Origin of the sequence: Streptomyces sp. NPDC092370, from assembly GCF_044755265.1 — a bacterium.
GTDB lineage: Bacteria > Actinomycetota > Actinomycetes > Streptomycetales > Streptomycetaceae > Streptomyces.
In genome coordinates, this window is the sequence record NZ_JBIVQO010000011.1 from 176,708 (window position 1) to 203,602 (window position 26,895).

Genomic DNA, 26,895 nt, shown 5'->3' on the forward strand with positions numbered 1-26,895 from the left:
TTTCTGCCGTCTGACCGGCACTGGATGCATGGAGCGGCGCTCTGCCGCACTATGCGAAATGTCCCCCACGGGCCGGGCGGCCGTGGCCCGAGCCCACCGGTTCCGCCCACATGGCCGCACCGCCGCACGCGCTCAGGAGTACACATGGCCCGCACCGCCGCCTGCCCCTTCGACTTCAGCGAGCACCTCGCCTTCGACCCGTCCCTCGCACAGCTCATGGCCAGCGGCCCGGTCACCCGTATCCGACTGCCCTACGGCGAAGCCGAGGCGTGGCTGGTCACCACCTTCGACGGCGTACGCCAGGTGACGACCGACCCGAGGTTCAGCCGGGCGGCCATCGTCGGGCGGGACTACCCCCGGATGACCCCCGAGCCGATCGTCTCCCCGGAATCCCTCAACGTCATGGACCCGCCGCGGAGCACCCGGCTACGTCATGCCGCCGCACGGGCCTTCACGCAGAGCAGCGTCAAGCGCATGACCCCGGCCATCGAACAGGTGGCCCACCGGCTCGTGGACGAGATGGCCGAGCACGGGCCGCCGGCCGATCTGGCCCAGGGCCTGTCCGCGCAGCTGCCCAACCACACCATCTGCGCCCTGATGGACGTACCCGCCCCGGACCGGCCCCTCATGCTGCGCCACACACAGCAGATGCTCGCCACCGCACCCGATGCCCGGCAGGCGGCGGCCGAGGCCAAGCAGCACCTGCGCGCCTACTTCACCGCGCTGGTCGCCGAACGGCGGAAGGACGGGAGCAGCGACCTCATCAACACCATGGCTGCCTGCGACCAAGGGGAGGAGCCCCTGAGCGACGACGAGCTGGCCGTCCTCGCACTGACTCTCATCCTCAGCGGCAACGACACAGCCACCTGCCAGATCAGCAACATCGCCTACACCCTGCTCACCCGCCCCGAGCTTCACACCCTGCTGCGGCACCGCCCGGAACAGCTGCCCCGGCTGCTGGACGAACTCCTGCGGCACATCCCCTTCCGCAAGGGCGTCGGCATCCCCCGCGTCGCGCTGCAGGACGTGGAACTGGAAGGGGTGGTGATCCGTGCCGGTGACTTCGTCCACGTCTCCTACCTCGCGGCCAACCGGGACCCGGCGGTGTTCGCGGACCCTGACGTCATCGACGTCCACCGCTCCGCTCATCCCCATATGACGTTCGGCTGGGGCGGCCACCACTGCATCGCCAGCACACTCGCCCTCGCGGAACTCAGGACGGCGATCGAGGTCCTGTTCACCCGTCTTCCCGAGCTCCGCCTGGCGGTACCCGCCCAGGACGTCCCCTGGGACACCCGGACCATCCGTCGCTTCCCGGTGGAGCTGCCCGTGACGTGGTGAGGGCGGGGGTGGTGGGCCCATCGGCCAAGGGGTCGTCAGCCCAGAGCCGGTGTCCGAACCCGCCTCAGCCGCCGTTCCCCCGAAGGCGGCAGTGAAGTGTCTGCGGACGGGTTACTCGGCGGTGTCAGGCACCTCCGCCGGTGCCCTGTGCCCCTCGCCAGGAGCCTGCTCACATCCGGCCCGGGCGGACGTCCCGTCGACCGGTACCGCATTCATCGTTGGGCCCTCTTGCCTGCGTCCGACCATGTCGCGTATGGGGATGATCGAGCTGGTGGGAAAGGTGCCCATCACGGGTTCCTGTTGCCGTTCGGCCGTATGCGCTCCGGGGCGGGAGGCACGACGGTTGCGACTACCGCCCTTCGCTCCGGCCGTCCCCCTCCCCGTCCTCGCGGTGCGGCGGTGGGGACGCCGCCGCACCGCGAGGAGTGCATGCACGCGGTGGACCCGGTGCTAGAAGGTGAGGTTCCAGCTGTCGATCCGCCCGGTGTCCTGTGTCGCTATGTCACGGACACGCAGTTTCCACGTCCCGGGGGCGGCCTCCGACGAGGCGTCGACCGTGTAGGTCTTCACCACGTCGTCTCCGCTGTCGCTGTCGGCGAAGTCCTCCAGGGGGTAGACCGTTCCGTCAGGGGCGACGAGTGAAAGCACCAGGTCGCCCCGGTAGGTGTGCTTGACGTCGACACCGACCTTCAGCGCGGCCGGGGCGTTGCCCGTCACACCGGTGACGGCGATCGGTGACTCCACCGTGGCGTTGTCGGCGATGGCGACGTCAGCGGTGTTCTCGAAGTACCGGCCGGGTTGCGGCACGGTCCCGCCGATGGCCTTCAGCGCGTCGACCTGGCCCTCCCCGAAGAAGGCGTTCTTCGCGGTGGTGCCGGTGCAGCGGCTGTCGGACGGGCAGGCGATGTCGGTGGCCTGCGTTCCCAGTCGCCCGCGGAGTTCAGCGGGGGTGGCGGCCGGGTCGGCACTCTTCAGCAGCGCCGCCACGCCTGCCACGTGCGGTGAGGCCATCGACGTGCCGTTCATGTTCCCGTACTTGCCGCCGGGCAGCGTCGAGTAGACGCCGTAGGCTCCGTCGCCGCCCGGGGCCGCGACGTCGATGACGTCCCGCCCGAAGTTGGAGTAGGACGCCTTGATGTTCCCGTTGCCCATCGCCGCGACGGTCACCACGCCCGGCAGTTCCGTCGGGATGTCGACGCAGGCGTTGGTGATGGTGCGGTTGACGGGGGTGGAGTCGTTCGGGCTGGAGCTGTCGGTGCGCTTGTTCGCCAGGTCGTAGTTGGAGTTGCCCGCTGCCGCGACCTGGAGGGAGCCCTTGCCCTCCGCGTACTCCTGCGCCCGGCGCACGCCCTCGATGATGGCCGCCTGGTCCGGGTCGTCGGGGCAGTTGAACATCCACGGGTCCGTGTAATAGCTGTTGTTGGTGACGTCGAAGCCTCGGTCACCGGCCCACATGAATCCGCAGATGGTGTTCTCGGCGAAGAACATGCTCGTCCCCGGCTCCGCGATGCGCACGGAGGCGATCTTCACGCCCGGAGCGACGCCCACCACTCCCTTGCCGTTCTTGGCGGCGGCGATGGTGCCTGCCACGTGCGTGCCGTGGGTGCCGACGTCACGCCACGCGCCGGCGCGGGTGTCGGCCTTGCCGTAGGCGCAGGAGAGGGAATTCGCGGTGTCGAAGTTGGGCGCGATGTCCTGGTGCCGGTCGTCGACTCCCGTGTCGAGGACGCCCACCGTGACGGACGGCGATCCAGTGCTGACGGCCCAGGCCTTGTCGGCGTTGATCCTGGTCATGTCCCACCGCGCGGTCTCGGTGAGCGTGGTGGTCGACTGAGGGGGAGCACTGGGGAGGGTGGGGGAGTAGGCGTCCGCGGGGACGTCCGAGGTGCGGGTCGCGCCCACCTTCTGCACGCCCGTGACGGAGCGCATGGCGGTGGCGAAGCCGGCCGAAGAGGAGTGCGCGACCACGACGCCGATGGCGTCATAGTGCGCGAAGACGGAACCGCCGTTCGCCGCAACGGCGTTGCGTGCGGCCGAGGTGTCACCGGGAGCGGTGATGACGAGGTAGGAGTGGGTGCCCGCGGCCCATCCGGCGGCGGTCTGGGCGGGCGTTGCGGCGCGGGCCGCGGCAGGGCCGGACGGAAGGCCGGTGCCCAGGTCGGCGGCGCCGGCGGGCGCGGTGAACGCGAGAGCCGCTCCGGCAGCGGCGACGGCCAGCAGGGACCGTCTGAGACGGTGCCGGGATATGCGGGGGGTTGTCACAGCATCCTCCGAGAGCCCGGCGCAAGGGGTGGCAGCGACCGGGCCGTGGGTCGATTGGGTCGACGCAAGATCTCAGAAGTGGGCATGACAAGGGAAGAGGCTTCGGCACCTCAATCACCCGGCCCCGACAAATGGTTGGCCACGCTCCGGATCGAAGATCTGCCGCGTCCAGGAATCGACCCGAGTGGCAGCGCCACCGCGGCGACGGCCCCAGCACCCCGGCCGGGCCTCCGTCTCGGCGTGGGTCGGCCGGTCGTGCCGCCCGGCGGAGCGATGAATGAAGATGTGGCTCGGTGGACCGGAGGGAGATGTCATACTGCGGCCGGTCGCATGCCACGAGGCAGGACGGCGACGAGCGCCATCAGTACGGACAGGCAGGCGGGAACACCCGCGGATCCGGCTCGGCAGGCCGGCCACGCCGAGAGCGGCCGAGCCCAAACCGCCCGGTGGCCGTGGGCCGGTGCGCAGCCTCAGGCCTCGCCGCGGCCCGGTTTCCTACAGGGTCTGCGCACACCAGATCGTCTTACCGTGGGTGCTGTGCCGGGTGCCCCAGCCCTGGGTCAGCTGGGCGACGAGCAGGAGGCCACGGCCGCCTTCGTCGAAGGCACGCGCCCTGCGCAGGTGTGGGGCGGTGTCGCTGGCGTCGGACACCTCGCAGATCAGGGAGGTGTCGCGGATCAGCCGCAGTCTGATCGGCGGCTCCCCGTATCTGATGGCGTTGGTGACGAGCTCGCTGACGACCAGTTCGGTGACGAACGCCGCTTCCTCCAGACCCCAGGCCTCCACCTGGTCGACGGCGAACTTCCGGGCATGCGGCACCTGCGCGGTGTCGGGGCCGACGTCCCAGTCGGCGACGTGGTGGGGTTCGAGCGCGTGGGTGCGAGCCAGCAGCAGGGCGGCGTCGTCGGTGCGGTGACCGGGCAGCACGGTCTCCATCGCCGTGTCGCACAGGGTCTCCAGCGAGGTGGTCCCCTGGTTCAGGACCCGGAGCAGTTCGGAGATGCCCTCATCCGCGTCGCGCTCGCGACTGCGCACCAGTCCATCGGTGTAGAGAGCCAGCAGGCTGCCCTCGGGCAGCTCGAACTCGGTCGCCTCGAACGGCAGGCCGCCGATCCCGAGCGGTGGCCCGGGGCGTGCGGTCTCAGGGTGCACGGTGCCGTCGGGCAAGACGATCAGAGGCAGCGGGTGGCCGGCGCTCGCCAGCGTGCAGCGCCGGGACACCGGGTCGTAGACGGTGTACAGACAAGTGGCACCGGACTCGCCGGCCGGCTGGAAACGGCTGTCGGGCTGGAGGTCGCTCGCGAGGTGGATGACCAGGTCGTCCAGGTGGGTCAGCAGCTCGTCGGGCGGCAGGTCCACGTCGGCCAGAGTGCGCACCGCCGTACGCAGGCGTCCCATGCTGGCCGAGGCATGGAGGCCGTGGCCGACCACATCGCCGACGACCAGGGCGACCCGGGCGCCGGACAGCGGGATGACGTCGAACCAGTCACCGCCCACTTCCGAACCGCTCCCGGCCGGCAGGTAGCGGGAGGCCACCTCGAGCGCCTCCTGGCTCGGCAGCCGCTGCGGGAGCAGGCTGCGTTGCAGTGTCAGCGCGGTCGTGCGCTCGCGCGAATACCGACGGGCGTTGTCTATGGCGACAGCCGCCTTGGCGGTCAGTTCTTCGGCGAGGATCAGGTCGTCGGCGGTGAAGGCCTCAGGCCGATCGCTGCGGGAGAACGCGACGACGCCCAGCAGTGCGCCGCGCGCCCGGAGTGGGACGGTGATCCTGCCGGTCAGCCCCTCCGCCGTCATGGTTTCGTCGATCAGCGGGGTGCCCGGCGGCCAGTGGGCCGGGTCGGCGGCGAGCCCGGGCCCGAAGGCCCATTCGCCGCCGGGGCCGGGTTCAGCGGCGAGCTGCACCGTGGACCTCGCGGTGATCATGCAGCGGGCGGCGACAGAGTCCGGAGCATGGTGGACCGGTACCGGGGGACCGGGAGACGGGTCGGTGTCCTCCTTGGCGCTGTTCTCGGCGGCACGGGCGAGCGTCACTGTGTCGCCGGTGACCGGTGAGGCGGGTGGTTCCTCTCCGCGCAGCACCTCGTCGAAGAGATCCACGGTGACGAGATCGGCGAATCCTGGCACCGAGGTACTGGCCAGTTCCCGGGCCGTACCCAGGACGTCGAGTGTCCGGCCGATACCGGCCCCGGCATCGTTGAGGAGGAGCAGGCGCTGACGGGCCCAGTACTCGGCGCTCATGTCGAACCCCCAGTTCGCGACCGCGCGGATCCTTCCCTGGGCGTCCCGGACGGGCCACATGCTGGTGGCCCAGGCGTTGGCGTAGTTGCTGCCGAGCGGGCGGAAGACGGTGATGAGACGTGCGGGCTCGCCCGTTCTCGCCACTTCGGAGAGCTGGTCGGTGTATGCCTGGTCGTCCAGTTCGGGGAACAGCTCGCGGTACTTCTCGCCGAGCACTTGTTCCTCGGAGTGCGCCATCACCCGGCAGGCGGAGGCGTTGACCCACAGGAACCGCAGTTCAGGGTCGTAGACGCCGAGGGCGAAGGGGCACTGCTCGAAGGCCCGGTCGGCGATCACGGGGCGGCGCCCCCAGCACTGGACGGTCACCACGTGTCCCCCAGCCTGCCCGTCGGAGGCGAACAGCGGGTGGGTCGCCACCACCGCGTCCATCGTGGAGCCGTCTCGGTGACGCAGGGCGATCGGCCCCGTGGGCTGCGAGCCGGTGCCGAAGCTCCCGGGGAAGCCGGTCGGCGGCGGGTCGACCAGCAGGTCGGTCACGGGCCGCCCGACGGTGTCCTCCGCCGCCCAGCCCAGGAGCAGCCGTCCCGCCTCGCTCCAACCGCTCACGACGCCGTCCGGGGCCACGACGACAACGGCAGTGGGGAAGTCCTGCTTGTCGGCCATGTCCACGCGCCCATGCCTCCGTCCGGACAGTGGTGCCCGCCAGAGCTGGTTTTCAGCCAGTGTGTCCAGCGTAGATCCGCTCCCGTCGCATGGCGCCCCGGCCCAGGAGGGGACAGGCGACCGGGTGAGCTCTCATGTCTTTCGCCGGGGGTGTCCCAGGGCCGCTGTCGCCCGCCTGAGGTGCCTCAGGCGGGCGACAGCGCGTCCAGCAAGGGCGACGGTGCGGCCTCAGGGGCCGCACGCTGTGTGTTCGATCGTCGCCGACGGTGCGCGGTCAGTACCCGTAGATCATCTTGTACGCGACCTCGGGGAGGAACTGTCCGGCCGAGGTCCCGCTTCCGACGCCGCAGTTTCCGTCGGACTCGCCCGGAACCTTGATCCACAACAGCATCTCGGCGCCGCCGCCCAGCTGAGTGGCTGTGCCGATCCGACGGCCTGCGGGGTTGCACCACTGGCCGTTGGAGCCGTTGCCGTTGCGGCTGGTGTCCACGACGAACGGCTTGGTGTAACCGTAGCGGGAACTCAGCTCACGGTTGACGGCGTTGCCGTAGGCGGTGTTCTCGGCGGTGCCGATGTAGTTGGAGACGTTGAGCGAGAAGCCGTGGGCCTGCCGGAGACCGGCTTCGTGGAGGCGCCGGGCCATGGTCGCCGCATCGGCCCAGCGGGGGTTGCCGGCGTCCATGTAGACCCAGGTGTTGGGGGCCTGCCGGCTGAACTGAGCGACGGCGCCGGTGAGCATGTTCTCGCGTTCGTCGATCTGCGCCTGGGTCATGCAGCCGTAGTCCCCGAGGGAGTCCGGTTCGAGGATGACGATGGCGGGGCGGTTGGCGATACCGCCGGCGAACTGGGCGATCCAGCCGGAGTAGGCGGACGGCGAGGCGGCTCCGCCCGCGGAGTGTCCGCCGCAGTAGTCGCGGTTGTAGATGTTGTAGGCGACGAGGAGGGGCAGCTTGTCGACGCGGTCCGCCGCTCCCGTGTACGCCCCCGTGGCGGTGCCGATGGCGCCGCTCCAGGAGCCGAACCAGCGGGCCGTCGGGGTGTTGGCGATGGAGGCGTTGATCGCGGCGGCCCGGCCGTCGCCCGGGTGGGCGGCCGCCCACCTCTTCGCACTGGAGTCGGGGTCCGCGTAGAACCCACTGGTCATGGTGGTCGGGTCCGCGGCGTGTGCGGACGGTGCGGCAGCGAGCGCCAGCGGCAGGGCGAGGAGCGTTGCGGCGAAGGCACGGAGTCTGCGGCGCATGACTGAACCTCAACTTCCTGGCAGGAGTGTCGCACACTCTGGTCCCGAGCGTGCGACCTGGGCAGAGCGGTGATGGGGATGTGGTGGGAGCGCTCCCATTGGAAGCGGTCCCAACAGCTGGGGAAAACGTTGGGGGTGTGCTCGGTATGGTGTGGCGGGGTGGTTGAGCTGTCAAGGGTCGTTGCAGAAGCCGATGTGCTTGGCGAGAAGAGAACCCTGGCAAAACTGGAAACGCTTCCAGTCAGTGGGCGACACGGACCCCGGCGGGTGGCACTGCCGCGGGCCGCAATGAGACGCTTCCCGTCCGATCGTGAGGAAAGGGTCGTGGTCCATGGCAGAACGTGCGGCGCGTCGGCAGCCGACGCTCCGAGAAGTGGCCGAACGCGCTGGTGTCTCGCTGTCCGTGGCCTCCCGCGCCCTCAACAAGGCTCCACATGTCAGCCGTTACAAACGCGAGGCGGTCGAACGGGCTGTCCGGCAACTCGGCTACGTGCCCAATCCGACCGCACGTGCGTTGGCCACGCGTCAGACGGGAGCGGCCGCCCTGGTCGTCTCGGGGGAGGATCCGTCGATCTTCGCCGACCCGTTCTTCGCTCAGGTGATCGTGGGGGCTTCGCAGGCTCTGGAAGAGGCCGAGCTGCATCTGATGCTGTGTCTGGCCGCTTCCGACCGGGGCCGCAAGCGCGTGGAGGAGATCCTCCGGTCCAAGGGCGCCGACGGCGTCATGTTGATGGCGCTGCGCGAGGGCGATCCGCTGGCCCGTATGGCCGAGGAGACGGAGATGCCCGTCGTGTTCGGAGGACGGCCGGTCGGTTCGGCTCCCCGGTGGTACGTGGACGTCGACAACGTCGGCGGAGCACGCGAGGCGACCGAATACCTGGTGTCGTGCGGCCGCACTCGAGTGGCGGCGATCTGCGGACGCCTGGACACCGAGGCCGGACGCGCGCGGTACCGCGGCTATCAGGACGCCTTGCTGGCGGCCGGCCTCGATCCGTTGCCGCCGCACGAGGGGGACTTCACCGAGCCCAGCGGCGCCGCCGCCATGACCGCCCTGCTGGCGAACCACCCCGACGTGGACGGGGTCTTCGCCGCCAACGACAACATGGCGGCGGGGGCCCTGCGCGCGTTGCGTGCGGCCGGAAGGGCGGTGCCCGCCGACATCGCCGTGGTGGGCTTCGACGACCTGGCCGTCGCCCAGGTCGCCGATCCGCCCCTCACCACCGTCCACCAGCCCATCACGGCTCTCGGGCGGGAGATGGCGCGCATGCTCGTCTCGATCATCAACGGACAGGACCCCACACCGTTGATCCTTCCCGCGCGTCTGGTCATCCGTTCCAGCGCCTGACCGACCTGCACAACACATCCTTGAGGCGGTTTCCGAGCCGCGGGCGGCGATGGCGAACGGCTGGTCACGACCCGCGACGATCATCCCGCCGTGACCGATTCCGGGATCCAGACGGCTCCCGAAGGAGAGGTGACGTCCTCGGCCTGGCGCACAGGCCGTTCCCGGTGCGCCAGGGGTGGCCGGAGTCTGCCACGCCGGTGGCGGTTCAGGAGTGGAAGGGGGAATGCGTGAGATGCGCGCGCTTCCCGCACTTCCCTCCGGGCGTCCAGCGCCGTCCCCCGCCACCGTCCTGGGCCTGGTGCGTCGGGACCAGTCCCCTTCCCGCCGTGAGTAGTCCATGGCAGGCTCATGCCGCATGATCGATGAATTCGCAGCCAAGGACACCCTGCACGGGAGACTGCGGCGGGACCGCGAGGCGCTGCTCTGGAAGCTGGACGGCTTGTCCGAATACGACGCCCGCCGACCACTGACAGCGACCGGGACCAACCTCCTCGGCCTGGTCAAACACGTGGCCAGCGTCGAGGCCAGGTACTTCGGCGAGGTCTTCGACCGCCCTTCCCCAAAACCGCTGCCTCGGTGGCAGGACCATGACGGCAGCGATCTGTGGGCGACTGCGGACGAGACCCGCGATCAGATCATCGAGTCCTACCGGCGCACGTGGGAACACTCAGACGCGACGATCAACGAGCTTCCCCTCGACGCCCCCGGCCACGTGCCGTGGTGGCCGGAGCCTCATTCCCACACGAACCTGTTCGCCATCCTGGTCCACGTCCTCGGCGAGACCAACCGGCATGCCGGGCACGCCGACATCCTGCGCGAAGACGTCGATGGCCGAACCGGGATGCGGCCCGAACACGAGAGGCAGATCGATGAGGAAGCCCGCGACGCCTACTGCGCGAAGATCGAGCAGGCCGCCAGATCGGCCGCATCGGTCAAGGCATAGAAGACTGTGCCACGTGACGTGATGTTCGAGCGGCATGATGCCGACCGTGAGTGTTGCTCTCTCGAAGGCTTGGCCGCTGCCCTGACCTGCTACAAGAAGCTCGCGAAACTCACCAGGTGAGACGCCCTCCACATGACTTCGTGGTTCCGGTGCGCCCCGAGTACCAGGACATGATCCAGGGCGCCTGCTACGTCGACGGCACCTCGCGGAACCGGACGGTCACCGAGCAGAGCAATCCCCTGTTCGCCCGGCTGCTGCGTGAGTTCACCGAGCTGACCGGGATTCCCTGTTTGATCAACGCCTAGTTCCATGTGGGCGATGAACCCATCGTCCGCTCACCCGCGGACGCTCTGTCCTGCTTCCTCAAGACGGAGAGGGATCATCTGTTCCTCGGCAACTTCCTGGTCTCGCGAATCTGAGCGAGCGAACGCCTCCCTGATTCGGGCGTCCGCAATCGTACTTCAGGGGGTTGCGCTACGCTCGACGCGAGGGAAGGGAGACGAGACCAGGTGCCGTTATTAGAAGCAGATCCGTACGTCGGTAACCATTGCGAGTCGACCACTCTCGTGAATTTGCTGCGGCAGCGAGAGGTGGACTTGTCGGAGCCGCTCATCTTCGGGCTCGCCGGTGGCTTGTCGTTCATCTACTGGCGGACGAAGCAGATGCCGACGCCGTTCGTCGGTGGCCGTATCAAACCCGACATGCTGTCCGAGAATCTCGCGAATGCCCTGAACCTGCGACTGTCCGTTCACGAGACGTCGTCGGCGAAGCGGGCGAGGGAACATCTGCTGGCCGAGCTTGATGCCGGAACCGTTGTCGGTCTCAAGCTCGACCGCTACTTCCTCGACTACTCCACCGACGACTTCCGGTTCGCGGCCCACTACGTCGCCTGTGTCGGGTACGACGACGATCGCTTTGCTCTGGTCGAGACTCAACCGCTCGGCCTGCGATGGGCCACCGACGAGTCCCTCGCGACCGCACGAAACGCCCGCGGTCCGATGAGTTCCCGTAACCGTGCCTTCATCCTCGATCTTCCCAAGGGCGGGCTTCCCGATATGGGGGAGGCGGCCCGCCAGGGCATCAAGGCGGCGGCGGAGAATTTCCTCAACCCGCCGATCTCGAACTTCGGTTACAAGGGCATGCACAAAGCCGCCGACCTGATGCCGCGGTGGCTCGACGACCTCGAATCGCCCGCCGACAGCCTTCCCGAGATCTGCACGATCATGGAGGACGCGGGAACCGGCGGGGGCCTGTTCCGCACCATGTGGGCGGACTTCCTGGCGGAGACCGCCGGCATCACCGGGGTCGGCGCGTACCAGGAGGTCTCGGAGTCCTACCGTGAGGTGTCGGAGAAATGGACCGAGGTGGCCGGGCTTCTGCACGAGGCGGGCGTCGCGTCGTCACGGGAATCCCTCCACAGTGCGTCGGAAATCGTGCACGAAACCGCCGAGAAGGAGCAGCGCCTGATGCAGCGCCTCATGGAACTGTCGCGCTGACCCCGGGCGGAACCGGAACGCCGTTGCGAGGGTTGCCGCGGGATGAGACGGACCTCATCAGTGAACTCGACTTCCTGGTGGCGAAGACGAAGCCGCGATTGCCGGCTGAAGAGCGCCGGCTTACTGCCCGCCTCGCCGGCCACCCTCGCCGAGCGGGCTCGGCGTCGGGCTGGTGCGCTGGAGGGGTCGCCACGGTCTCGCCGCGGAAGTAGCGGGAGAGGGGCGGGCCGCTGATCCGGACCTGAGCCCCGCGGCTGCGCGGCGACGTTGTCTCGCGTGCCCTGTTCGGGCGGCCGGCTGGTGTCTGGTGGTCGCCGTCCCCGGCCTCTCGACCGTCCCCGCCGATCGCCACCGCGGCAACCTGTGACGACATCGACGCGAGCGCGGCGCCGCCGGGTCTACGGTTGTCTCGCCGTCGCCGTCGCCGTCGCCGTCGCCGTCGCCTACTTCGTCATGGGCCGATCGCCGTCGAGTACGCGGCGCTGGTGACGATCTCCCCCCTCCTGACGCCGGCGGCGTACGAACTGCTGGTGAGCCGGGAGCGTGTGACCGATTTCCTGTTCGGGATGCGAGCGCCTGGCTAGCCGGTGATGAGCATCGCCTCGGCGACCTCGCCGACCCGCGTAGGGGGGATCGCGGTGGCGGCCTCCTCGAGGATGAGCAGCCGCGCCCCGGGGATCTCGCGCGCGATCGCCTCACCGTTGCCGACGGGGAAGAACCGGTTGCCACGTCCGTGGACGACGAGCGTGGGGACGGTGATCCCGGGCAGACGCTCACGCCAGCGGGGTGCGCAGTCGAGCCGGGAGAACACCATGCCCATCTGATTGGCCGTCTGGACCGGGGCGGCGGTGCCGGGTGTGCGGTCCCAGACGCGTGCGGCGATCGCGCGCGCTGCGGCGGGGTCGTCGCCGAGGATCTCCGCCCCGGCGGCGGCGAACTCCGCCACCGCCTCGCGGTCCGTCCAGTCGGGCATCGGACGCGCGAACAACCGGCTCATCGTCGCCCCGTCATGGTCGGGGAGGTCGTCGTCGGGCGGGCCCGGAGCAACCGCACGGGTGCCGACCAGGGTCAGCGCCGAGAACGCGCCCGGATGGTCGAGCACGGCCACCTGCGCGACCATCCCGCCGACGCCGATCCCCGCGAGGTGCGCGGGCCTCCCGCCGAGCGCGTCGGCGAGGGCCGCCGCGTCGGCGGCGAGGTCGCGCAGGGTGTAGGCGGGCTCCTGCGGATGGGCCGTCGTCGACTCCCCGCTGTCGCGCAGGTCGTAGCGCACCACACGGCGTCCGCCGGCGGCGAGGCGTTCGCACAGTGCGTCGGGCCAGGAGAGCATCGTCGTCCCGCCCGCGAGCAGGACGAGCGGCGCGTCGTCGTTTCCGAACGACTCGACACCCAGGGTTATTCCGTTGACGTCGACAGTGGTCATGCGGATCACCGGAGGACGTCGTAGATCAGGTGCGTCACGGTCGATGTCGAGGTCACGCTCCGCTGCACCAGCGTGCGCGGCGCTCCACCGGTGAACAGCGGCGTCCCGGCGCCCAGCACGACGGGTGCGAGGTGCAGCGACAGCACGTCGGCCAGCCCGGCGTCGAGCGCCGAGCCGACCGTGGCACCGCCGCCCATGAGAATCACGTCGAGGTCCTGGCCGCCGGCCGTCGACGCCGCCTCCGCCCGCTCACGCGCGGTGGCGACGGCGTCGGCCAGTCCGGTGGTGACGAACGTCCAGTCGAGGTCGGTGAGCCGCACCGACTCCGGCGGCGCGCTCGTCACGACGACGAAGGCGGGCTTGCCGACCTCGCCGGCGCCGTAGCCGGACGTGTCGTCCCAGCCGTGCGGCCCGTCGACCACCTCGAAGAGCCGGCGCCCGAGGACGACGGCGCCCGAGCGGGCCGTCCCCTCGCGCAGGAGCCGGCGGTCCTCGGGGTCGTCGGAGAACGCCCACGTGTGCAGGGCCTCGCCACCGGTGCCCAGACCGTTGTCCGGGCCGGGGTCGGGGCCGGTGACGAATCCGTCGAGGGAGACCGAGATGTCAGCGATGATGCGCGTCATACCGGGGCAGACTCGATCCGCCGCGCGAACTCATCGCTCATCTGCTCAGCGACTGTTGAGCGGGCGTGCCGGCGGTCCGGTGCGCCGGAACGGGCGTGCCGGCGGACCGGGCCTCCAGGGCGTGCACGACGGCCACCATGTCCTCGCCGCCGTGGCCCTGCTGTACGGCCTCGGCGTAGAGGGCGTGGCACACGTCGAGGAGCGGGGAGGCGAGGCCGGTCCTGCGGGCGGCCTCGGCGATCAGGCGGTTGTTCTTCAGGACGTCCGCGGTGGCTGCCTGGACGGAGAAGTCACGCTCCAGCAGTTTCGGCGCCTTGCCCCGGGAGACGGCACTGGCCATGGGACCGGCGTCCAGGACATCTCGCAGAAGGCGCTGATCGAGCCCGTGCCGCTCGGCGAAGTGGAACGCCTCGGCGAGGCCCGTGACCACGGTGATCAGGAACAGGTTCACCGAGAACTTCAGCAGCAGCGCGCCCGGGACGGCCCCGCACACGAACGCGTCCCGGCACACGGGGGCCAGCAGCGGCCGTACGGCCGCCACGGCGTCGTCGTCGCCCGCCAGCATCCCCACCAGCTCGCCCCGCTCGGCCGGGACGCGGCTTCCGGAGACCGGAGCTTCGACGTAACGCCCGCCCGCGGCCCGGATGTCCTCCTGGAGGCTGCTGGAGTACTCGGCCGAGGTCGTGCCCATGTGGACGACGGTGCGACCGGCGACCCGCACGGCGAAGTCCGGGGTGCCGCGCCCCAGCACCGTGTCCACGGCCGCCTCGTCGGCCAGCATGAGGAACACCGTGGCCGCCCGCTCGAAGACCTCGGCGCTGCTCGGCGCGACCTCGGCGCCCGCGGCACGCAGCGATTCGCATCGCTCGGGGGTGCGGTTCCAGATCACGAGCCGGGTGCCGGCGCGAGCGAGATTCAGTGCCATGGGCCGGCCCATGACCCCCAGACCGATGAAACCGACGTACATGACGCACCGCCTTCTCCGGCTGCCGCGCCGCAGGGCGGAGCCACCGCTGTCACCCTCGACTATGACAGCGGTCATAGTAGCCGCCGCTATGACGACGGTCATAGAGTAGAGCTCGGGAAATCCGTGCGGCGCAAGTGCTGGAGGTCGACGATGGGGAAGGGCGAACGGGGACCGCGCGAGCGGATGGTCTTCAGCGCGGCCCAGCTCATCCGGCGGGAAGGTGTCGCCTCCACCGGCATGCGCCAGGTCGCCGTCGACGCCGCAGCGCCACGTGGCTCGCTCCAGCACTACTTTCCCGGCGGCAAGTCCCAGCTGGTCGACGAGGCGGTGGGCTGGGCGGGCGGATACGCGGCCGGCCGGGTCGCCCGCTACCTGGCCGCACTGCCTTCGCCGACGCCGAGCGCGCTGTTCGCCGCGATGGTGCGTCAGTGGACCGACGAGTACGAGGCCGCCGGCTTCGCGGGCGGCTGCCCGGTGGCGGCCGCCACGGTCGACTGCGCGGAGTCGGTTCCCTCCACACGACAGGCGGCATCCGCCGCCTTCACCACCTGGACCGGCGCGGTCGCCCAAGCCCTGAGGGACATGGGTGTGCCCGGGGAACGGGCAGGTGCCCTCGCCACCCTCATGATCAGCAGCCTGGAGGGGGCGATCCTTATCGCCCGGGCCGAGCGGGACGTCCGGGCCCTGACGACCGTGGCCCGCGAACTCGGCCCCCTCCTCGACGCGGCCGTGCGGAAGCAGAACGGCTGACCGGGCGGCCTCGGCCGGTGAGAAGGAGTTCCTGCGGGAATTCGCCGCCGGGCTCGAGAACCGCCCGGGAACCACGTACGGCACCGTGAACTCCGATGTCCTCCAGTACTCCCTCCCCGACGGCCGACGCTCGTCCATGGTCGAGCGCGACCGCCGGACCGGCATGGCCGACGTGATGCGCCGTCCTCGGCCGGGGGTGGCTGGTGAGCGGTCAGCCGCAGTGGGGAACGACGGCCGGTACGACCGGTGACCGTCACCCTCCGGCACCGGGCGCGCCGGGCGCTACACCTGGTACTGGGTGAGGTCGATGCCGTAGACCGTGAGGTCGTGGCCGTGGACCGGGTGCTGTGCGGTTCCCTCCGCCTCCATGCCGAGTTTGTCGAGGACGTTCGCGGAAGCTCTGTCGCCCGCTCGGCACACGGCGGCCACGCGATCCAGGCCGCGGTCCTGCACGGCGAACTCCAGCGTGGCGTGCGCCGCTTCGGAGGCGTATCCCTGACCCCAGAACACTCGCCCGAGCCGCCAGCTGATCACCACCTGGCCGGCGATCTCGGCCGGAGCGTCGGCCACCGACAGACCCACGGCGCCGGCCAGCTCACCTGAGCCCAGGAGTTCGACAGCGAACATCCCGAACCCTTCCTCGTCCCACTCCTCCTCCCAGGTCTCGATGTCCTCGGCGGTCTGGTCCAGCGAGCGCGGCCTGCCGTCGCCGATGCCCTGCATCACCACGGGATCGGCATGGATCTCGGACAGGGGGACGAGGTCGTCGTCGAGCCATCGGCGCAGGACAAGACGGGGTGTGCGGATTTCGGTCATGGCCCCATCCTGCCGGGCGGCCCCGGGATGGCGAACTGCGGCCCCCGCGCACAGGAGGCCGATGACCCCGGCCGCCGCCCGAGCAGCCGGCCCGGGTGGGTGCGGTACTCCTCCGGGCCCCTAGGGTGTGCTCTCCGGGGCCGCTTCCGCTTCGCGTGGTGGTGGTGCGACCCTGCCCACCGCCGCCAGGAGCAGAACCGCCGCGGCGATGACGAGCAGCGCCCGCCCCGTGCCCAGCGGCACCAGCAGCAGCGCGCCGAGCACACCACCGGTGAAGATCCCACCCACCGTGGCCGTCCACCGCGTCCTGGCTTGCCGTTGCTTCGCCGTCATCCCCCGCAGTGCCGCCCCCGGGCGGCTCAGCACGTCGTTGATGAGCCCGGCGATGGCTGTCTGGCTCAGCAGCGTCGGCATGCCCGGCACATGGACGCGCAGAGCGGTCGACGCACGTACTCCCATCGCCAGCGCGACCAGTGCGACAACTCCGCGGTCGTGGTGGGCGGGGACGGGCCCGGTGCCGTGCTCCGCCAGGGCCAGTGCCCCGGCGCACACCAGCAGCACGGCCTCGCAGACGAGCCCGAGCGGGAACCACGGCCGCCCGCGCTCCGCGAGCCACTTGAGGACCGCGCCCCCGACGGCCGCCCCGGCCACGAAGGCGCCGATCGCGGTGGCGGGCCGCGCCACCGGCACAACACCCTCCCCGGCCAGGGCGAAGGACAGGAAGAGCACGTTGCCGGTCGCCAGCGCGCAGAACACCTTCCCCATGGTCAGGAAGCTCACGGCGTCGACAGCCCCCGCCAGCACGGTGAGCACGGTCATGACGGCCACCCGCCGGACATCGGTCGCGAGCACCGGGGACGCATCGGACATGGGGCCAGTGTGAGCAGCACCGACATCCCACCGGCGCACGGCGGCCAGGACACGCGGCCGATGGCTACGGCCGGGCTACCGGGGCAGCCCGGCGCGGAGGCGGTGAGATGGCCGTCCGACGTCCCGCGGCCGTCGTGGCGAGGCCGCGACGGCCGCGGGACGTCAGGTGCCGCCCCACACCGGGGCGTCCGTGCCCCACGGCCCCGGCGGGCGTGCCCAGTTCGCCGGGCCTCCCTCGTACGACACGGGAGGCAGCGCGTGCCGCAACCGGCCCATGGGGCTGTCCGTCTCGGTCAGCCATCGCCCGGCGTCGAAGCCGCCGTCCTCGCCCGGAGCGGGGGCCAGGTCGTTCACGAGCCAGTGCGCGGTCCGGGCGAGGGCCAGGCGGACCACGCGGGTACCACCTGTGCGGTGCTGCTCGGTGAGCGCGCGCAGCACCCCGGCCGCCAGCAGATATCCGGTGCCGTGGTCGAGCGCCTGGGCGGGCAGCGCTCCCGGCGAGTCCGGTGAGCCCTCCAGCTCCGCGATGCCGGTGGCCGCCTGGACCAGGCTGTCGAAGCCGCGCCGCTCCTGCCACGGCCCGAAAGAGCCCCACGCCGACAACTGGGCGATCACCAGTCCCGGCCGGCGGCCGGCGAGCGCCTCGGGCGTCAGTCCGAACCGGTCCAGCGCACCCGGCCGGTACCCGGTGACCACCACGTCCGCCTGGTCGAGCAGTTCCTCGAAGACGCGGCGCGCGCCGGTATCGGCCAGGTTGACGGTGGCCGAGCGCTTCCCCATCCCCGTGTCGTTGTGGGCCTCCTGACTCTCCGGCAGCTGCGGGGCGTCGATCCGCAGCACGTCCGCACCGAGCAGTGCGAGCGTCCGGGTGGCGACCGGCCCGGCGAGCACCCGGGTCAGATCCAGGACGCGCAGCCCCGAACACGGCAGCGGGGCGCCGCCGCGCACCCGACCCGGTCCGTCGCCGATGCGTGCCGTCGAGAGCAGGGGCCGCGCCGCGATGAGGACGCCCTGCTCGCCCCTGGCCCACTCCTCGGGGCCGCGCACCGCGACGGCCAGGCCGCCCGCCGTGTACACGGTCGCCTCCACCTCCAGGGCGGTTCGCCCGGCGAGCACTTCGGCCACCGCGTCGACCGCCTCGCCGCCGGTGTCCCCCGGCAGCCCGAGAGCGGCGAGCAGCCGGGCCCGGTGGTGCGGGTAGTTGGCGTGCGTACGGACCCAGCCGTCCGCCGTCCGCCAGAACCGCGACAGCGGCGCGAAGCTCGACCAGGCCCGCCCGTCGACCCGCACCAGCCGGTCGCTGAGGAAGGCCGTGGCGACCGACTCGTCATCGACTCTCACCCGCGGCACAGGGCGCCCGGTGCGGGCGGAGCCGAGCTCGGCGGCCGCGAGCGAACACACCGCGACGGTGGCCCGCGCCAGCTCCATCACCGGCAGCCGGGCCGGCAGCCCTCCGGACCGGCCGCCATACGCCACCCGGCCGAGCAACGCCGCATCGGCACCCAGTGCCGACCAGGCCTGCGAGGTACCGGCGGAGAGAGAAGAGGTCACCGCCACACTATGGCACTGAGTGTCAGGAGGGGGAAGGGTGCCGGGCGGCGGCGGATCCAGCCTCATCGAGCGTGGTTTTGCCTCGTTCCTCGCGTTCGCCGTCACAAGGCCGGGTGTGGTCGAAACGGCCCCCGTGTTATTCAATGAGATGTGCGGTCAGGGATCTCGGGGCCCCGTAGCACGGGTCCGCACACCGCCCCGGCACCGTGCCGGGGATTGCTGAGAGAGCCGTATGGACTCCACACCCTCGCCCTCGTCCTCCTCGGCGTTCGACCTGGTCAGCCGCGCCCTGGGGCGCTACATCCCGCGCGGTGGAGCGACACCGGCCGGTTCTGCCGACGCACGGGGCGACCGCCCCCCGGGCGCACGGGTCCCCGACGACCCGGCGGCGAGTCGTCAGGAGCAGATTCTCGGCGCCGTCAACCTGGACACGGACCTGCACATCACCCGCTGCAACTTGGATGCTCCCGTGTTCAGGGGGCTGGAGGCGGGGGCCGGGAAACCGTTCGTCGATCTCCTGCCTCCTGGCGACGTACCGACGGTCACACGGCGGTTGCGGCAGGTTCTGGAGAGCGGAGAGGCGCACGTCGCCCGCATCCAGCGCCTGCGGCGCGGTGACGGTTCGGAGCTCGTGGTCTCGATGAGCATCCTGCCCGCCGCGGCGCCGGAGGAGGGCCTGACCGTCTCCCTGATCGCCATGGCCAGGCGGCTGCACCTCTACGCCGCCGAGACCGCCATCGGCACGTCGCTGGACATCGGGGAGACCGCGCAGTCCCTGGCGGAGTCCCTGCTGGCCTGGGGAGACGTCGCCGCCGTCGACCTCGACTTCGCCGTCTGGACGGGCGAGGGAGTGTCCGGCAGGGGGCAGGGGCGCATCCGACTGCGGCGGGCGGCCCTGGTGCCGGACCGTGCATGGCCCGAGGGTTACACGACCCCGGGCGACGACCTGCCCGGCGAAGCGAGTCGCCTGCTGACGCAGGCGGTACTGCGGGACGATGCCCCGCAGACCATCGTCGTACCCGACCGGGAGGCGGTCGAGCGGGTCTTCGGCAGTCCACGCGTCGCGCGTGCCCTGGTGCCCAGCGACCGGACGGCGGGTGTGGCGTGCATACCACTGGTCCTGGACGGCACTCCGCCCGTCGTACTGGGCGTGGCGGAGGTCTGGCGCCGGGCCCACTGTCCCTTCCGCGACAGCGAGCTGTTCGACCTGCAGGAACTGGTGGCCAGGACCGCCCATCACGTCGACCTGGCTCGTCAGCACCAGCGCGAGCACACGCAGGTGCTGGCGTTGCAGCGCAGGCTCCTGCCGCGGACGGGCGGCGCCACCGTCGAGATCGCCAGCGTCTACCAGCCCGCCACCCCCGACAGTGCGGGAGTCGGCGGCGACTGGGTGAACAGCTTCCCCCTGCCCGACGGCCGTACCGCGCTGGTGGTCGGTGACGTCGTCGGGCATGGCCTGGGAGCCGCGGCGACCATGGGCCAGCTGAGTATGGAGGCCCGCGCGCTGCTGTCCGCGGGGCTCGCACCCGACGAGGTACTGGAGCACCTGGACGAGACCGTGTCGATGCTGGACGACGCGGACTCCGGACTGGCGGCCGGCTACAGCGCCCTCGGGTCGACCTGCTGCATCGTCCTCTACGACCCGGTCAGGCATGACGTGGCGCTGTCCAGCGCCGGCCACCTCCCCCCGGTTCTGGTCTCCCCGGACGGGCACGCGGGCCCCCTCCCGGTCCGCCCTCACCCCGGTCTGGGCGCCGAGTTCGCGCTGCGCGAGCCGTTCGACGTGTACACGTTCGCCGCGCCGCCGGGCTCCCTGCTCGCCCTGTACACCGACGGTCTGGTGGAGGACCCCGCGCTGTCGATCGACGAGGGCATCGGCAGGCTCGCGGGCGCCGTGTCCGTGGTGCATCCCTGGGACGCCCTGCAACAGGCCGCACGGCACATCGTCTCGGCGGTGGCCCCCGTGCGCCAGCGTGACGATGTGAGCCTGCTGCTCGCTCGGATGATCGGCTACCGCAAAGAGGACACGGCGACCTGGCGACTGCCCGCCCGCAGCGACGCCCCCGCCCGTGCCCGCGCGCAGGTCTCCGCCCTGCTCAGGCAGTGGCGCACCCGGGACGACACCCGGTACAGCGTGATGCTGCTGGTCAGCGAGCTGGTCACGAACGCGGTGCGCTACGCCGCCGGTCCCGTCACGGTCCGGCTGATCAGGTCCGGTCACGGTCTGCTGTGCGAGGTCGGTGACACCGGCAACGGGAGACCGCGTGTGAGGCGGGTCGACCTGCTCGCCGACGGTGGCCGTGGCCTGAGCATCGTGCACCGGCTCACGACCCGGTGGGGGGTGCGGTGGACGGACACCGGGAAGGTGGTCTGGGCGGAAGTCGCGAGGTGACGCGGCTGCGCGCCGGTGACCGCGCGGTGACGTGGGCGGCCGATGGGCCGGTCCCGGCGGGTTGGCCTCGCGCTACAGCCACACTGCGTCCAGGGCCGTGGCGGTGAGACCCGGGGCGGCCGCGTACAGAACGGCGCGGTGGCCCGGCTTCTGCTGCCCGGCGTCATGCGCCCGCCGCAGAATGTCGAACACGGCGGCGCCCCCGCGGTTGCCACTGGTGTAGCTGTCCCGGCTGTAGTCCAGCAGTCCCGACGGCCACGCGTCGGGCATCGTCTGCTCCATGTACTCCAGCACGCGGGTTCCGCCGGGGTGCGCGAGCAGTACGTCGGGGTGCCAGGAGGTGGGGTCGTCCTGGTACCGGACGCGCAGCCACTCCCACATCGCGGTGACGGTTTGCTGTACGGCGCGCGGCCCGCGCCGGTCCATCACGAAGTGGGTGCCGTCCGCCCGCGTCTCAAGGCGGTGCAGGTCCTGGGTGCCGGGCAGGGTGTGGTGCCAGGCGGCGTCCAGCCGCAGCACCGACTCGGGCCTCGGGCGGCCCGTGACCACCGCTGCGACCGCGGTGTCCGCGAACAACAACCGGACGATCAGGGACTCGAGGGTGTCGTCCGCGGGCTGGTAGGTCGTACTGAGCGCCTCCGCTATGACGACCAGGACCACCCGGTCGGGGTCGGCGGCCACGAGATCCGCCGCCAGCGCCAGGGAACGGGTCCCCGCTATGCAGGCCCACTGTGTGGCCGGCAGCAGCATCACGTCGTCGCGGAGCGGAAGCTTGTTGGCCAGGGCTATGTCCAGGCCGGGAAGCGCCGGGGTCGTGGAGTGACTGGTGATCAGGCAGTCGACGTCCGCGGCGTCCAGTCCGGCGATCTGCAGGGCCCCACGCGCCGCACGCTCACCGTAGGACTGCACGGCCTCCCAGGCCGGCGCCGTGCGCTCCTGGACGGTCTGCGGTGCGGGTACGGTCTCGAGGGCGGCGATCACGCGGTCCACGTCCTGCCGGCTGAACCCGTCGCGGGTCAAAGCCTGTTGGGCCGTCTGCACGCCGACAGCCTGCAGTCCGTTGCCCTTGCCGGATGCGACGGCGGCCTCCAGCGGCAGCATCCAGCCGCGGGTCTCGATGCCGGTACTGGCGGCGATGCCGTCGATCCGCGGCGCCCACGCCGCTTGCGGATGCCGGTCGCTCACCTCCGCCACGATCTGGCTGGTCCTCACGGCGTGCTCGCCGTGTATCACGGCAGGGGGGCAGAGGTAAGCGGCCATGATGCTGCACCTTCCGAGGGGGAGAGGGGGAATGCCACGAGTGTTGTGCCATGGGTCACTTTGGAGCTTCGCGCCCAAGAAGACGACGATGGGCCTCATTTGAGGCGTCGGCATCCGATTCGAGCATGCACGCCAAATGGACATTTCCGCTGTGATGCAGACAACTTAGGCGCATCTTGGGGGGTGTGACACGCCTCACGGCGACATGGGTTCCCGCTTCAGCGGAAGTGGCGGACAGGCGGGGGCTGTTCGATCGAGCGGTGACCCGGGATCCGATCCTTGTCCTTGACCGTGGCTGCCAGGACCTCACCGGCACGGTTCCGGTGGCCGAGGCCGTACGTCCCGCCAAGGCGGATCGCGCTCTGCCAGGGCGACAACTCCGCCGCTGAGATCTTCCCGGCCGAATGCCCTGCGGTGGCCCGGGATTTGCCGGACGGCGCGCGGCGGCGCCGGTGACGTACATCGAGGGAGCGCACGCAGCCTCAGCGTGGTGGGCGCCGCCGCCTGGACGCGGCGCACGTCGGGGTCGCGCAAGCCGTGGTTCGGGTTCCTCGTCCGCCATGCCTGTTCGAGGTGACCCGGTCGGCAGCGCGCCGTCGGCCGGGGCGCGCGACCGGTTCCGTGCGCTCGGGCAGGCCGGTGACGCGTATACGGCGACGATGCTGTGGGGCGATGGCCGAGGCGTTCTTCGGTACGCGTGCGTGGGCCTCGGCGGCTCGGGACGTGTACGTCGCCGAGGCCGAGGCGAGCGGAGCCACATGGGCCCGCACCTGGGCCCGGCGGCGCACGGGGCTTGTGGCGGTGCGGCACGGCGAAGCGGAGGGGCCCCGGCCCCGCTGCAGGAGACCTGGCGCGGCAGCAGGCGATCGGGGACAGCTGGGGACCGGTCCGGGGGCGGGGCCGGAGGCCCTGGTCTGGGCTGTGGCGGACACCGGTGACCGCACCCGGGTGGCCTGGCTGCTGGGCGCCGCCCATCGCAGGCATCAGGTCATGAGGATGGCACAGACCGGTCCGCGCCCGTTCCACGAGGCGCACACCACCGCCGAGCAGCGGGTGCGCCGCATCCCTGGACGCCGAGGAGTACACGGCGGCCTGGGCCCTGGGTGCCTTTGCCGAGGACGTCCTGCGACCGGCGCGAGCGGAGGGAGGTACCGGGGGGGGAAGCCGACACGTGGCCAACGGCCGGTTCACACACTCCGACAGCGGAGGAGGACGCCTCGTCCAGGGCCGGGGACGCCGGGTGCATCCGAAACCACCGCGCCCGTGACGGTGAGGTCGAAGCGCATTCTTCTCCCGTTCCTCACCGAAGGTCGGGGAATCCCTCCCCGGTCACGGTCTCTGCTCCGCCCGGCCGTCGACCGGAATACCGAGCCGGTCTGCCACGGTGGTGAGGGCCGCTCCGAGCGGAAGCGAAACCCTCGTGAGGGAGTGCCGGTCACCTCGGGTCTGGTCCCGGTTGATGATCAGCACAGGCTTCCCGGCCTGCGCTGCCTGACGGACGAAGCGGAGCCCCGACATCACCGTCAGCGAGGAGCCCAGGACCAGCAGCGAAGCCGCCGTACGAACCAGCTCGCGGCAGTGCTCGACGCGCTGCGGCGGAACGGTTTCGCCGAAGAACACGACGTCCGGTTTCAGGATGCCGCCGCATATCACGCAGGGCACCACGCGAAAGCCTCCGACCTGTTCGTCGGTGAGGTCCGCGTCACCGTCCGGATTGATTCCGGCGGCCACGGGCTCGAACCCCGGATTGGCCTCCTCCAGCCGCCGGGCGAGTTCACGGCGCGCGCTGAAGGCGCCGCAGGAAAGGCAGACGACCCTGGCCAGGGTTCCGTGGAGTTCCACGACGTCCTCGCTGCCGGCGGCCTGGTGCAGGCCGTCCACGTTCTGGGTGATGACACCCGAGAGCAGACCCTGTCGTCCGAAGGCGGCCACAGCCCGGTGCCCGGCGTTGGGGAGGGCCCGGCCGAAGCTGCGCCAGCCGAGGTGGCTGCGCGCCCAGTACCGGCGCCGGGCCTGGGGGTCGGCGGTGAAGTCCTGGTAGGTCATCGGCGTGTGCCGACTGAGGCTCCCGCCCTCGCCCCGGTAGTCGGGGATGCCCGACTCCGTCGAGATCCCCGCTCCGCTGAGCACCAGCACACCGCCGGTGCTCAGCGCATCGACGACCGGCTCCAGATCCGTGGTGCCAGGCGGCAGATCCTCGGCCGGGGTCCAGCTCAGGGTGGGACGCATGCGCATGCGGTCAGGGTACGGAACGGCAGCCCGATACGGCTGCCGCAGACCGGGGCGGCGCACCCACGTGGCGGCCGCGGTCGCCGCCGCCGAACTCCGAGGCGTCGGACGACTCGGCGACGTCACCTTCGAAGCCGCGCAGGGGGCGGTCGAGCTCGACGCGACCGACAGCGCCCACCTCACCTCGCTCGCCGGCGACACCCGCGTCGGCCGCCTGAGTGGCCCCGCCCTGATCAGCCCCCACAAGGGCGAAGGGCGACCCTGCGCACGCCCGAAGCCGTTCACGGGGCCGACCCCCGCACGGCGTCGTCGCGCTGCGCATCGAGCAGGGTGACCTCTCGGTCGGTGCCGCCCCCGGCGACCGGGGCACAAGGCGACTCGGACCGGCATGGTGCCGGGCAACGACACGGCTCTGGCCGTCACCGACACGGGCGGTCCCGGTATCGCCGTGGCCTACCTCAAGGGCCGGTTCGCCACCCACGGGTACCGGCGGCGCACCCTCGCCGAACCGGGAGCGGGAGGGCGCACATCACCTACGACGAGCGAGCCCGCGCCACATCGAAGCGCTCGGCGGACCACTCCTTCGAGGCGGCCGTCCGGCTACGGAGCGGTCGTCGCCGCGCACTGGGCCGGCCGCAACCCGGATCACCCCGTGGGAGCGGTCCTGGCCGACGGCGCGTTCCCCTGCGACTGGCTGGGCTCGACGAGGCCATGGAACGGCGGATCCGCACGCAGTTCCGGCGACTGGGGCCCCTGCTGCGCCTGACGGGCCTGCACCCCCGCATGACCGCCGCAGAGCAGGCGAGCGGCAGTTGCGAACTCGGCCGGCTCTCCCACGAGAGCGAGCTGGGCCCCGTGCTGGACGGCATCGCCGTCCCGGTGCGGTACGTCGTCGCTGCCGGGACGTCCTTCGGGAGCCGCGATGAGCAGGAACGCATCCGCGCCGGCCTCGAGGCGGTGACCGCCCGCAACGCGAACATCCAGACCATGAAGGTCGAAAGCGACCGCGGTGCGATCCTCGGCGGCGGAGCGCACTGAGGGCAACAGCGGCGGAGGGACGATCAACCAGGCTGCTCGTGCCGCCCGTTCCACCGCTCGGCTCCCAGCCCCACGGAGCCGACACCGGGAGGAGATGTTTGTTCGGGCGGAATCGGCGCACCCGATGAACTAACACATCCTTTATACGACGAAGCGGAGACGCACCATGGGCATCATTGCTTGGATCATCATCGGGCTGCTCGCCGGCGCAATCGCCAAGGCCCTGATGCCGGGCAAGGACCCGGGCGGCATCATCATCACCATGCTCATCGGCATCGCCGGCGGTCTGCTCGGTGGTTGGCTCGGCAAGGTGATCTTCGGTGTCGACTCCATCGACGGGTTCTTCCACCTTTCCACCTGGATCGCCGCGGTCGTCGGCTCCCTGATCCTGCTCGCCATCTACCGTCTCGTCACCGGCAACCGGCACTCGCACCGTCACGCATGACCCGTTGAGGCGTACGCCTCCGGACACCTGGGCGGCTCCTTCCCCGGCAGAGGGGACGGAGCCGCCCTGACGTGTCGGGCCGCGCGTTCTGCGGTTCCCGCCCGTTCGGAAATGGGTTGGGCGGATCTCGATGCCGAGTTCGTGGTGTGACCGGACCAAGGGGTCTGGTCACGGAAGGAAGCAGCATGCTGCATGAGCTGATCATGCAGCGCGAAGCGATCCCCCTGACGAAGGTGCCGGGGACGACAGCAGGGGCCTGCCCGGCGAAGCCCGCCGGGCAGGCCCTGCCCTGAGGAGCGCTCAGCGCTTGAGCGTGAAGGTGAAGTCGTCGGAGATCTTGCCGCGCAGCCGGACTGCCGAGACGAGCTTCCCTTCCCCGATCAACCTCTCGGTTCCGGCACGTGAAAGACCGCATCCTTGTGCGATGAGCCGCACCGGCCGGACAGGAATCCGTGCCGCGAAGCGGACCGCGACCTCCGCCACCTCGCGGTCCCGATGGTCCGATCCGCCGGTGTCCAGACGCCAGGCGTTGTCCCAGTCGAGGGCGATGCGGTTGCGGCGCCGCACGGCCGGGTCCTGGAGCAACTCGGCTGCCAGGACGGGGTCGTTGCCGTGCAGCCGGTCCAGCAGCTCGGGTCGTACGGATCGCACACGCGTCCGCTCCAGGACGGTGAGCTTTGCCGTTGCCTCGCAAGAGGTACAGAGCGCGAGGAGCCAGGCGTCGATGAGTTTGTGGTTCGCGTTGACGCGGAACGCGCCGTCTGCCCGGAATCGCTCCGACGCGCACGCGTGGCAGCGGCGGATGACGAGCGGCAGGCAGGTGGGCGCGACCACCCAGGTATCGAGCACAGAAGTACACCGGTTCCAGTGAGAAGTCCGCAGCAAAAAGCAGCGCGGCGCGCAGGCGCGACGCGCGACACATCAGCGCTTGGGAGGTCTCACAGGGTGTACAACGGCACGTCCTTGCCCAGACGACTCGGTGCCCAGCACGGTAGTGGCGCAC

Annotated in this window: 21 protein-coding genes and 1 pseudogene; 10 read left to right on the plus strand and 12 right to left on the minus strand. The window is 71.0% G+C overall.

Translation table 11 applies throughout. The annotated features are described in order from the left end of the window. Window positions 1-144 precede the first annotated feature (144 nt). Window positions 145-1,341 (plus strand): cytochrome P450, encoded by a 1,197-nt coding sequence (locus ACIQHQ_RS29085; RefSeq protein WP_402617186.1) that lies wholly within the window; start codon window positions 145-147, stop codon window positions 1,339-1,341. A 450-nt stretch (window positions 1,342-1,791) separates the two neighbouring features. Here the strand turns inward: ACIQHQ_RS29085 and ACIQHQ_RS29090 are convergent, their stop codons facing one another. The 3 genes from ACIQHQ_RS29090 to ACIQHQ_RS29100 all read right to left on the minus strand — a co-directional run bounded on the left by ACIQHQ_RS29090 (window position 1,792) and on the right by ACIQHQ_RS29100 (window position 7,744). Continuing rightward, window positions 1,792-3,603, minus strand: a complete 1,812-nt coding sequence (locus tag ACIQHQ_RS29090; RefSeq protein WP_402617189.1) for a S8 family peptidase — start codon at window positions 3,601-3,603, stop codon at window positions 1,792-1,794. A 495-nt stretch (window positions 3,604-4,098) separates the two neighbouring features. Continuing rightward, window positions 4,099-6,504 carry a SpoIIE family protein phosphatase gene (locus ACIQHQ_RS29095; RefSeq protein ID WP_402617192.1) on the minus strand — a complete coding sequence of 802 codons (2,406 nt, stop codon included), beginning with the start codon at window positions 6,502-6,504 and terminating at the stop codon, window positions 4,099-4,101. Between the two features lie 274 nt (window positions 6,505-6,778). Next, entirely contained in the window at window positions 6,779-7,744 is a 966-nt protein-coding gene (locus ACIQHQ_RS29100) for a glycoside hydrolase family 6 protein (RefSeq protein ID WP_402617194.1), read from the minus strand. 331 nt (window positions 7,745-8,075) lie between these two features. Between ACIQHQ_RS29100 and ACIQHQ_RS29105 the strand changes: the two genes are divergently transcribed. From ACIQHQ_RS29105 to ACIQHQ_RS29120, 4 genes and pseudogenes are all read left to right on the plus strand, one after another. Beyond that, a complete protein-coding gene (locus tag ACIQHQ_RS29105) occupies window positions 8,076-9,089 on the plus strand; it encodes a LacI family DNA-binding transcriptional regulator (RefSeq protein WP_402617197.1) in 1,014 nt (337 codons plus the stop codon). A gap of 355 nt (window positions 9,090-9,444) precedes the next feature. Beyond that, the gene (locus ACIQHQ_RS29110) at window positions 9,445-10,032 is read left to right on the plus strand and encodes a DinB family protein (RefSeq protein WP_402617200.1); all 588 of its coding nucleotides are present in this window, start codon (window positions 9,445-9,447) and stop codon (window positions 10,030-10,032) included. A 116-nt stretch (window positions 10,033-10,148) separates the two neighbouring features. Next, a pseudogene (locus tag ACIQHQ_RS29115) lies at window positions 10,149-10,451 on the plus strand (carbamoyltransferase C-terminal domain-containing protein). Between the two features lie 90 nt (window positions 10,452-10,541). Next, window positions 10,542-11,528 carry a BtrH N-terminal domain-containing protein gene (locus ACIQHQ_RS29120; RefSeq protein ID WP_402617202.1) on the plus strand — a complete coding sequence of 329 codons (987 nt, stop codon included), beginning with the start codon at window positions 10,542-10,544 and terminating at the stop codon, window positions 11,526-11,528. Window positions 11,529-12,108: 580 nt separating this feature from the next. On the opposite strand, the gene ACIQHQ_RS29125 is transcribed toward ACIQHQ_RS29120, so the two are convergent. Genes ACIQHQ_RS29125 through ACIQHQ_RS29135 form a run of 3 tightly spaced genes read right to left on the minus strand, consistent with a single transcriptional unit; the run spans window position 12,109 to window position 14,541 of the window. Further along, window positions 12,109-12,951, minus strand: a complete 843-nt coding sequence (locus ACIQHQ_RS29125; protein ID WP_402617204.1) for an alpha/beta fold hydrolase — start codon at window positions 12,949-12,951, stop codon at window positions 12,109-12,111. 5 nt (window positions 12,952-12,956) lie between these two features. Continuing rightward, entirely contained in the window at window positions 12,957-13,574 is a 618-nt protein-coding gene (locus ACIQHQ_RS29130; protein WP_402617206.1) for a dihydrofolate reductase family protein, read from the minus strand. A 37-nt stretch (window positions 13,575-13,611) separates the two neighbouring features. After that, window positions 13,612-14,541 carry an NAD(P)-dependent oxidoreductase gene (locus tag ACIQHQ_RS29135; protein WP_402617208.1) on the minus strand — a complete coding sequence of 310 codons (930 nt, stop codon included), beginning with the start codon at window positions 14,539-14,541 and terminating at the stop codon, window positions 13,612-13,614. A 150-nt stretch (window positions 14,542-14,691) separates the two neighbouring features. Here ACIQHQ_RS29135 and ACIQHQ_RS29140 point away from each other — a divergent pair, with 150 nt between their 5' ends. Continuing rightward, complete coding sequence (locus ACIQHQ_RS29140) at window positions 14,692-15,291, plus strand: TetR/AcrR family transcriptional regulator (RefSeq protein WP_402617210.1); 600 nt, start codon at window positions 14,692-14,694, stop codon at window positions 15,289-15,291. Between the two features lie 282 nt (window positions 15,292-15,573). On the opposite strand, the gene ACIQHQ_RS29145 is transcribed toward ACIQHQ_RS29140, so the two are convergent. From ACIQHQ_RS29145 to ACIQHQ_RS29155, 3 genes are all read right to left on the minus strand, one after another. Beyond that, a complete protein-coding gene (locus tag ACIQHQ_RS29145) occupies window positions 15,574-16,107 on the minus strand; it encodes a GNAT family N-acetyltransferase (RefSeq protein WP_402617213.1) in 534 nt (177 codons plus the stop codon). A gap of 120 nt (window positions 16,108-16,227) precedes the next feature. Further along, window positions 16,228-16,977 carry a YoaK family protein gene (locus ACIQHQ_RS29150; protein WP_402617215.1) on the minus strand — a complete coding sequence of 250 codons (750 nt, stop codon included), beginning with the start codon at window positions 16,975-16,977 and terminating at the stop codon, window positions 16,228-16,230. 162 nt (window positions 16,978-17,139) lie between these two features. Then, window positions 17,140-18,528 carry a CoA transferase gene (locus ACIQHQ_RS29155; RefSeq protein WP_402617218.1) on the minus strand — a complete coding sequence of 463 codons (1,389 nt, stop codon included), beginning with the start codon at window positions 18,526-18,528 and terminating at the stop codon, window positions 17,140-17,142. A gap of 232 nt (window positions 18,529-18,760) precedes the next feature. On the opposite strand from ACIQHQ_RS29155, the gene ACIQHQ_RS29160 reads away from it, so the two are divergent. After that, window positions 18,761-20,920 carry a SpoIIE family protein phosphatase gene (locus ACIQHQ_RS29160; protein WP_402617221.1) on the plus strand — a complete coding sequence of 720 codons (2,160 nt, stop codon included), beginning with the start codon at window positions 18,761-18,763 and terminating at the stop codon, window positions 20,918-20,920. 72 nt (window positions 20,921-20,992) lie between these two features. On the opposite strand, the gene ACIQHQ_RS29165 is transcribed toward ACIQHQ_RS29160, so the two are convergent. Then, on the minus strand, window positions 20,993-22,180 hold the full coding sequence (locus ACIQHQ_RS29165) for a type III polyketide synthase (protein ID WP_402617224.1): 1,188 nt from the start codon (window positions 22,178-22,180) through the stop codon (window positions 20,993-20,995). Between the two features lie 1,329 nt (window positions 22,181-23,509). Continuing rightward, a complete protein-coding gene (locus tag ACIQHQ_RS29170; RefSeq protein ID WP_402617227.1) occupies window positions 23,510-24,415 on the minus strand; it encodes an NAD-dependent protein deacetylase in 906 nt (301 codons plus the stop codon). 382 nt (window positions 24,416-24,797) lie between these two features. On the opposite strand from ACIQHQ_RS29170, the gene ACIQHQ_RS29175 reads away from it, so the two are divergent. The 3 genes from ACIQHQ_RS29175 (at window position 24,798) to ACIQHQ_RS29185 (ending at window position 25,892) form a co-directional block, all read left to right on the plus strand. Continuing rightward, on the plus strand, window positions 24,798-25,175 hold the full coding sequence (locus ACIQHQ_RS29175) for a hypothetical protein (protein WP_402617230.1): 378 nt from the start codon (window positions 24,798-24,800) through the stop codon (window positions 25,173-25,175). Between the two features lie 17 nt (window positions 25,176-25,192). Beyond that, on the plus strand, window positions 25,193-25,447 hold the full coding sequence (locus ACIQHQ_RS29180) for a hypothetical protein (RefSeq protein WP_402617233.1): 255 nt from the start codon (window positions 25,193-25,195) through the stop codon (window positions 25,445-25,447). 166 nt (window positions 25,448-25,613) lie between these two features. Then, the gene (locus ACIQHQ_RS29185) at window positions 25,614-25,892 is read left to right on the plus strand and encodes a GlsB/YeaQ/YmgE family stress response membrane protein (protein ID WP_402617236.1); all 279 of its coding nucleotides are present in this window, start codon (window positions 25,614-25,616) and stop codon (window positions 25,890-25,892) included. Window positions 25,893-26,192: 300 nt separating this feature from the next. On the opposite strand, the gene ACIQHQ_RS29190 is transcribed toward ACIQHQ_RS29185, so the two are convergent. Further along, on the minus strand, window positions 26,193-26,741 hold the full coding sequence (locus ACIQHQ_RS29190; RefSeq protein ID WP_402617238.1) for a DUF1062 domain-containing protein: 549 nt from the start codon (window positions 26,739-26,741) through the stop codon (window positions 26,193-26,195). Window positions 26,742-26,895 lie beyond the last annotated feature (154 nt).

Coding starts and splice junctions, on each gene's coding strand:
- ACIQHQ_RS29180 (WP_402617233.1), top strand. CDS start 25,193: ATGACCGCCGCAGAGCAGGCGAGCGGCAGTTGCGAACTCGGCCGGCTC.
- ACIQHQ_RS29140 (WP_402617210.1), top strand. CDS start 14,692: ATGGGGAAGGGCGAACGGGGACCGCGCGAGCGGATGGTCTTCAGCGCG.
- ACIQHQ_RS29150 (WP_402617215.1), bottom strand. CDS start 16,977: ATGTCCGATGCGTCCCCGGTGCTCGCGACCGATGTCCGGCGGGTGGCC.
- ACIQHQ_RS29145 (WP_402617213.1), bottom strand. CDS start 16,107: ATGACCGAAATCCGCACACCCCGTCTTGTCCTGCGCCGATGGCTCGAC.
- ACIQHQ_RS29130 (WP_402617206.1), bottom strand. CDS start 13,574: ATGACGCGCATCATCGCTGACATCTCGGTCTCCCTCGACGGATTCGTC.
- ACIQHQ_RS29160 (WP_402617221.1), top strand. CDS start 18,761: ATGGACTCCACACCCTCGCCCTCGTCCTCCTCGGCGTTCGACCTGGTC.
- ACIQHQ_RS29170 (WP_402617227.1), bottom strand. CDS start 24,415: ATGCGCATGCGTCCCACCCTGAGCTGGACCCCGGCCGAGGATCTGCCG.
- ACIQHQ_RS29125 (WP_402617204.1), bottom strand. CDS start 12,951: ATGACCACTGTCGACGTCAACGGAATAACCCTGGGTGTCGAGTCGTTC.
- ACIQHQ_RS29085 (WP_402617186.1), top strand. CDS start 145: ATGGCCCGCACCGCCGCCTGCCCCTTCGACTTCAGCGAGCACCTCGCC.
- ACIQHQ_RS29185 (WP_402617236.1), top strand. CDS start 25,614: ATGGGCATCATTGCTTGGATCATCATCGGGCTGCTCGCCGGCGCAATC.
- ACIQHQ_RS29135 (WP_402617208.1), bottom strand. CDS start 14,541: ATGTACGTCGGTTTCATCGGTCTGGGGGTCATGGGCCGGCCCATGGCA.
- ACIQHQ_RS29100 (WP_402617194.1), bottom strand. CDS start 7,744: ATGCGCCGCAGACTCCGTGCCTTCGCCGCAACGCTCCTCGCCCTGCCG.
- ACIQHQ_RS29165 (WP_402617224.1), bottom strand. CDS start 22,180: ATGGCCGCTTACCTCTGCCCCCCTGCCGTGATACACGGCGAGCACGCC.
- ACIQHQ_RS29110 (WP_402617200.1), top strand. CDS start 9,445: ATGATCGATGAATTCGCAGCCAAGGACACCCTGCACGGGAGACTGCGG.
- ACIQHQ_RS29175 (WP_402617230.1), top strand. CDS start 24,798: ATGGTGCCGGGCAACGACACGGCTCTGGCCGTCACCGACACGGGCGGT.
- ACIQHQ_RS29095 (WP_402617192.1), bottom strand. CDS start 6,504: ATGGCCGACAAGCAGGACTTCCCCACTGCCGTTGTCGTCGTGGCCCCG.
- ACIQHQ_RS29105 (WP_402617197.1), top strand. CDS start 8,076: ATGGCAGAACGTGCGGCGCGTCGGCAGCCGACGCTCCGAGAAGTGGCC.